5 protein-coding genes are annotated in these 6,024 nt (G+C 54.1%); 1 reads left to right on the top strand and 4 read right to left on the bottom strand.

Going from position 1 to position 6,024, the window contains the following annotated elements; genetic code table 11:
- Positions 1–336: MBL fold metallo-hydrolase (locus B3Z49_RS11065; protein WP_296990821.1), on the top strand; the 336-nt coding region annotated here is incomplete at its 5' end.
- A 69-nt stretch (positions 337–405) separates the two neighbouring features.
- Here the strand turns inward: B3Z49_RS11065 and B3Z49_RS11060 are convergent.
- The 4 genes from B3Z49_RS11060 to B3Z49_RS11045 all read right to left on the bottom strand — a co-directional run bounded on the left by B3Z49_RS11060 (position 406) and on the right by B3Z49_RS11045 (position 5,631).
- On the bottom strand, positions 406–1,944 hold the full coding sequence (locus B3Z49_RS11060; RefSeq protein WP_296990819.1) for an arylsulfatase: 1,539 nt from the start codon (positions 1,942–1,944) through the stop codon (positions 406–408).
- 179 nt (positions 1,945–2,123) lie between these two features.
- Positions 2,124–2,816, bottom strand: coding sequence for an OmpA/MotB family protein (locus tag B3Z49_RS11055; protein ID WP_064789516.1), 693 nt, complete (start codon positions 2,814–2,816; stop codon positions 2,124–2,126).
- Between the two features lie 11 nt (positions 2,817–2,827).
- Positions 2,828–3,622: a motility protein A gene (locus tag B3Z49_RS11050; RefSeq protein WP_008890912.1), complete on the bottom strand. Its 795-nt coding sequence runs from the start codon at positions 3,620–3,622 to the stop codon at positions 2,828–2,830.
- Positions 3,623–3,918: 296 nt separating this feature from the next.
- Complete coding sequence (locus B3Z49_RS11045) at positions 3,919–5,631, bottom strand: methyl-accepting chemotaxis protein (RefSeq protein WP_296990817.1); 1,713 nt, start codon at positions 5,629–5,631, stop codon at positions 3,919–3,921.
- Positions 5,632–6,024: the final 393 nt, after the last annotated feature.

Here is a 6,024-nt window from a genome sequence, read left to right as displayed (position 1 = left end):
GAGTATGATGGTAATGCGGTGTGTTATGTGACCGATACCGAACATGATCCGGAGACCCCGGACCCGATCATTCTTGATTTCATCGAAGATGCCGATCTGGTGATTTACGATTGCACTTACACCGACGAAGAATTCCCGCAAAAAGTCGGGTGGGGGCATTCGACATGGCAGGAAGGTATTCGCCTGTGCCGGGCCGCCAATGCCAAGCAACTGGCACTGTTCCATCACGATCCGGAACATGATGATGCGGCGATGACCATTATCGAGCAAAAGGCACGCGCCACCTGGTCAGGTGCCTTTGCTGCCCGCGATGAGATGGTTTTGCACATCGAATAGAGGGTTTGCGCGCAAAAAAGCCCAAGGCCGCGTCCCCGCGATCTTCGCAGGGACGCTTAGCCAGTTGTCTTAGCGCGAATTGCCGCTTTGCATGTCCTGGACAATCTCGTCGACATCGACCGTGAAGCTGGCCTGACGTGGGGGATATTCCTCAAACGACTGGAAAAACTTGTTTACCACACCAATTGCCGGCGCCAGGGTCCATGACCGGTTTTCCTGCCATTCATCAAAACCGCGTGCGTCGTGGAACCGCTCGAACGGATCAAGTTTCAGGTTGGTGATCAATGGAGTGGTCAGGTTGTTGGTAACCCCATTGAACCATTGGTCCTGTTCGGTAAACAGGAATTTCCAATCGCCATAGCGCAAACCGTGGAACTTCGTTTCCGTGAAATAGAAGAATTCCTTGCGTTTGGTTGGGCCATCCTGGGTCAGGATATCGGTTTGATCGTAACCATCCAGATGGACACGGTAATTGCGATCACCAATCTTGTGACCATCAAGCAGCTTTTCCTTGAGATCCTTCTCACCCAGCTGCGACATGATGGTTGGTACCCAGTCTTCCATGGTCATGAATTCGCCGGTTGTGGTGCCGGGGGGCACAACGCCGGGCCATTTGACTGCCATGGGGACCCTGAACCCGCCTTCATAACCGCCAACGCCTTTTTCACCGCGGAACGGCTGGTTGCCGCCATCGGGCCAACTGTTCGATGCCGCGCCATTGTCAGTGGAGAACATGACCATGGTGTTGTCTGCCACACCAAGCTCATCAAGAAGGTCGAGGAGCTCGCCGACATCGTCATCAAGCTCTTTCATGCCGTCGGCATAAAGGCCGTAGCCGGTTACACCTTCATATTCCTGACTCAGATTGGTGCGGTAATGCATGCGCGTGGTGTTGTGCCAGACAAAGAATGGTTTGTCGTCTGACACAGCATCACGAATAAACCGTTTGGACTCTTCGAGGACTTCCTGATCAAGCGTCCGTTGCCGTTCGCGCCCGAAACTACCAAGGTCCTCGATGGATTGCGTGCCGTCTTCCTGATGCAGGGAATGAATAATACCGCGCTGGGCGATGTATTCGGCCACCTTGCTGCCGGTCGGATAGTCGTACTGTTCGACATATTCGCCGGCATTCAGGTGATAAAGAATGCCATAGAACTCGTCGAAGCCATGATTGGTCGGCAGGTGTTCATCGAGGTCGCCAAGGTGGTTCTTGCCGAACTGGCCATTTGCATAACCCTGTTCACGCAGCATTTCTGCAAGTGTCGGGTCTTCTTCCTGCAGGCCGATGGGCGATCCCGGGATGCCGACGGTACTAAGTCCGAGACGCATCGGATATTGGCCGGTCAGGAACGCCGCACGACCAGCCGTACAGGATGCCTGAGCATAATGATCCATGAACAGCATGCCGTCATTGGCGATGCGATCAATATTAGGGGTGCTACCACCCATCATTCCACGGTGATAGGCGCTGATGTTCCACATTCCGACATCATCGCCCCATATGACGAGGATATTGGGGCGCTCGGAAGCTTGATTGGTTTGTGCCATAGCAGCACACGGGAGGATCATCAGGGCAGTCAGGGTTTGAAAAATTCTGGAGAGTTTCATTTCCCACCTTCCTGTTTGACGTGTCAGCGCAGACCAGATGGTCGTCTGACCAAGCCAAAAGAAAAGAAGGCTGAGCTCGGTGATAACCTCAGGATGAATTTTCGTGTCATCTGCGCGCCCATGAATTGTATTTCCGGGCCGGGTTGGCGTCAAGTTATGGGGTGTGACAGGGGAACGTCTCAGAACACGCGGGAGTATTTCGGGAAGACACGGATTTCAATCCGGCGGTTGGCTTCGCGGTTTTCCGGGATCGGTTCGCCGAAATCATTGCGGTTTGGCAATTTCGGTTTGGTGTCGCCATAAGAAATGGCGCGCATGCGTTTGCTGTCGGGATCAACGCCAAGGGCGGCAAAGAAGCGGACAACTGCGATGGCACGACCCGCCGCCAGATCCCAGTTTGTCGGGAACCGCGGTGAGTTGATCGGGCTATCGTCGGTGTGACCGGAAACTTCGACCTGAAAACCGAGATAGCGTGGTTCTTTCAGAAGATCCCCGACATCCTTAAGAAACAGGACAGCATCATTGGTCAGGTTGGCCGACCCCGGTTGGAAGAACGACGCGCTGCCCATTTCCATCAGGATGCCTTCGTCATCGGTCGACACATTGACAGCACTGTCCAGCGCCATGTTGAAAACGACATCGCGCAGATCGGTTTCAAGCACCTGTGTCGGGCGCACGACTTCGCGTTTGCCAATCTGTTCGGCAATACCAGCCTGGACCTTTTCAAACATCGGAATTTCGACCTTGGAAAAGCTGACCAGCATGACGAAAAACGCCATCAAAAGAGTGATGGCATCGGCATAGGTCGCAAGCCAATCCTCGTTGACCGGTTCTTCTTCCTTGTATTGCAGGCGTCTCTTGCCGCGGGCCATGATCGATCCCCTTACTTCGACGACTTGTCGATATTGAAATGAATGGCCGGATCAAGGAAGGAATTCATCCTGTCCTGAATGGCGCGCGGGCCTTTGCGATCGGCCAGCATGATCAGGCCTTCAGCGATCAGGTAATTGCGAAACCGCATGATTTCCTCGCGCTGCTGGATTTTGCTGGCCGCGGGCAGGAAAAAGAACCGGGCGGCAACAATGCCATACAATGTCGTGATCAGCGCAATCGCAAGACCGGCCCCCAACGAGGTTGGATCATCGGCCATTTTATCAAGCATGATGACAAGGCCGACCAGTGTCCCGATCATGCCAAAGGCCGGGGCGGCGGCGGCCATGCTCTTAAGGATAGCAACCGGCACCAGGTTACGGCTAAAGGCGTTATCGATGGCGTTGTGAAGCATCTCGGCGGTTTCCTCGCCATCATAGCCGGTTATGACGACTTCCATCGCCCAGCCCAGAAACGGTTCGTCCTTGCCGACACGTTCGGCTTCCTGTTCAAGGGCGTTGATACCCTTTTTCTGCAACAGATAGCCCCATTTCACCACACGGCCGACTTCGCCGGTCAGTTGGCCACGGCCCATTTGCGGGGCGCGGAAAATCTTGAAAATCAGTCTGAGTGCCAGCAGCACATAGCGCGCCTCATAGGCAATAAATGTCGCGGCCAGCGTCCCGCCAACCACCATCAGTGCACTCGAAAGGCTTAAAAATACCAGATAGTTGTCGGTCGAAATAAAGATCGACCCAACAAACAGGCCAAGGCCGACCATAATGCCTAAAATCGTCGTAAACGACATTGTCCCCACAATCCCCCGGGTCGTCGACATGGCGCTTTTCTGTGTCAAAGACACCAGACATTAGAACAAAGAATATTATTATTTTACGTAAGAATAGGCCCGCGTTTCGTTGTTTTGAAGTTAATTTTATTCAATTCAAAGTCGATAACGTCGGCCGGGGGCAGATGCAGGGGGCGTGATCAACGCAACTTCTGGCATAAGTTCGGTTCATCCGATGGTTGCCAAAACCAAAACCGGCGGCAAAACAACTGTCTTGCCGCCGGTCAATGGTGCACGATTTCTGCGCGAGCATACGCTTAGCTGCTGCGGATGTCGGCAAGGAACTGATCGACCTGCGCACGCAGATCGTTGGACAGCGTCCCAAGTTCTTCGGCAACATCAAGAACCAGATGGGCAGCCTGATCAGTATCGGCGACGGTGTTGCTGACCCGTTCGATATTGCTGCTGACTTCCTGGGTGCCGATGGCAGCCTGTTCGACATTCTGCGCGATCTCGTCGGTGGCATCGGACTGTTCGCCAACCGCGGCCGAAATGGTGTTGACCATTTCGGTGATGCGGCTGATCACATCCGAAATATCCCCGATCGAGCTGACCGTTTTGCCGGTTTCTTCCTGAATGGCCGTGATCTGTTCGGCAATTTCGTTGGTTGCGCGGGCCGTCTGGTTGGCAAGGTTCTTGACCTCTGCCGCGACCACGGCAAAACCTTTGCCAGCTTCGCCCGCACGGGCGGCCTCGATGGTGGCATTGAGTGCCAGAAGGTTTGTCTGGCCAGCAATGTCACTGATCAGCTCAACAATTTCACCAATGCGGTTGGCAACTTCCGACAGGCCCTGAACGGTTTCGGACGACTGGGCGGCTTCGCGCGATGCCTCGGCGGCAATCTGGGTTGATTGCTGTGCCTGTTCCCCGATCTGGGAGATTGATTCAGACAGATGGTCGGCGGCATCGGCCACAGTACGGACATTGACGGTTGCTTGTTCGGATGCAGCGGCAACCGTGGTTGCACTTTTGCTGGCCCGGTCGGCTGAATCGACAAGACCGCGTGCCGTGGTTTGCATGCGTTCGGCCGAGGCCGAGACTGCACCGACGATTTGCGCAATCGCGCCTTCGAAACTGCCGATATGGCGTTCAAGGCTTTGCATGCGTTCTTCACGGCGTCTGGATTCTTCTTTTTGTTCGGCTTCCATCTGTTTTTTGGCAATCGCATTGGTGCGGAAAACATCAACCGATTTCGCCATTTCGCCGATTTCATCCTGGCGCGACAGGGCGTTGATTTCAAAGTTGGTATTACCATCAGCCAGCGCATTCATGTCATTGCCCAGATCAGAAAGCGGCCCGGTGACAATACGCGACAGCAAAACGCGCATACCAATGATGGTGGCAATCGCGATCGCCAGACCACCCAGAACAATACCGATCAGAATACGGTTGGTTTTTTCCTGTTCGGGTGCGACGGAGAGGCTTGAGGACAGAACGGCGATGACGTCACCGGTGTCGGCCTCCATTGCGCCATGGCAGCTAAAGCAGACTTCGCGATCCGCACCCTTGGTTTCACCCAGCACAATCGGCATCGACAGGCGATAGGTGCCATTGTCGGTATAGCGGCCAATCATCTTGCCGGTTTCGATGGCCTCGATATCAATCTCGTCGCGCGGGGTTTTAAGCGGTTTCTCGCCGAATTCTTCCATATAAGCCATGGTGGTCGGTCCCCATGCGGACCAGAGTTCGCCCGGGTAATCGCCATTGCGGCTGTCAAACCAGTTGTTGAAAACCTGAATGCCGATATCGTCGACATCATCGGGGCGGGCGGCCATCACGTTGACAATCAGCGCATGCAGCGACGTCAGCTCGTTTTCACTTAGCTGATGAAGCTTTTCATCCATGGCTTTTTCCTCGACCACAGTCATCATCAAAAGCGCAATAATCACAGTAGTAGAGACGCCAAATGCGGACGCCCACATAAAGCGTTTGCGAATGCTCATGGCGTTGAAGGCAGACAGGATGCGCATGGTAACTCCCCGATGGCATAGGCTTCAATAAACCCGACGAACCAGGATGTTTTTTGTTCTGTTTCGCGGGCTTGTGAACCATGCATGATCGCGGAAAAAGTGCTTTGATATGCCTCAAGCGGGGCGAATTGAATTGGTATAGTTCGTATCGCCAAACGCGCTGTTTTCAACGTTGCGGGGCTTGCAAGCCCAACGACAAACAGGCATAAGCAGCCCAACAAACACATTCGATACACAGGACAATCTGATGACGCTTTCCTATAGCGACACCCGCAAGAAGCTTGATCAGATCACCGCAGAAATGCTGGGACTGATCCGCAAATACGGTCTGGATGCGGCAAGCCCGTTTGACGTGATCGAAGTTGCGCGCGCAAAGATCACCGACCAGAACGA

The sequence above is a fragment of the Thalassospira sp. UBA1131 genome, assembly GCF_002311515.1.
Lineage (GTDB): Bacteria > Pseudomonadota > Alphaproteobacteria > Rhodospirillales > Thalassospiraceae > Thalassospira.
The sequence above is the reverse complement of the archived record's forward strand: the minus strand, read 5'-3'. Positions and strand labels throughout refer to the sequence as shown.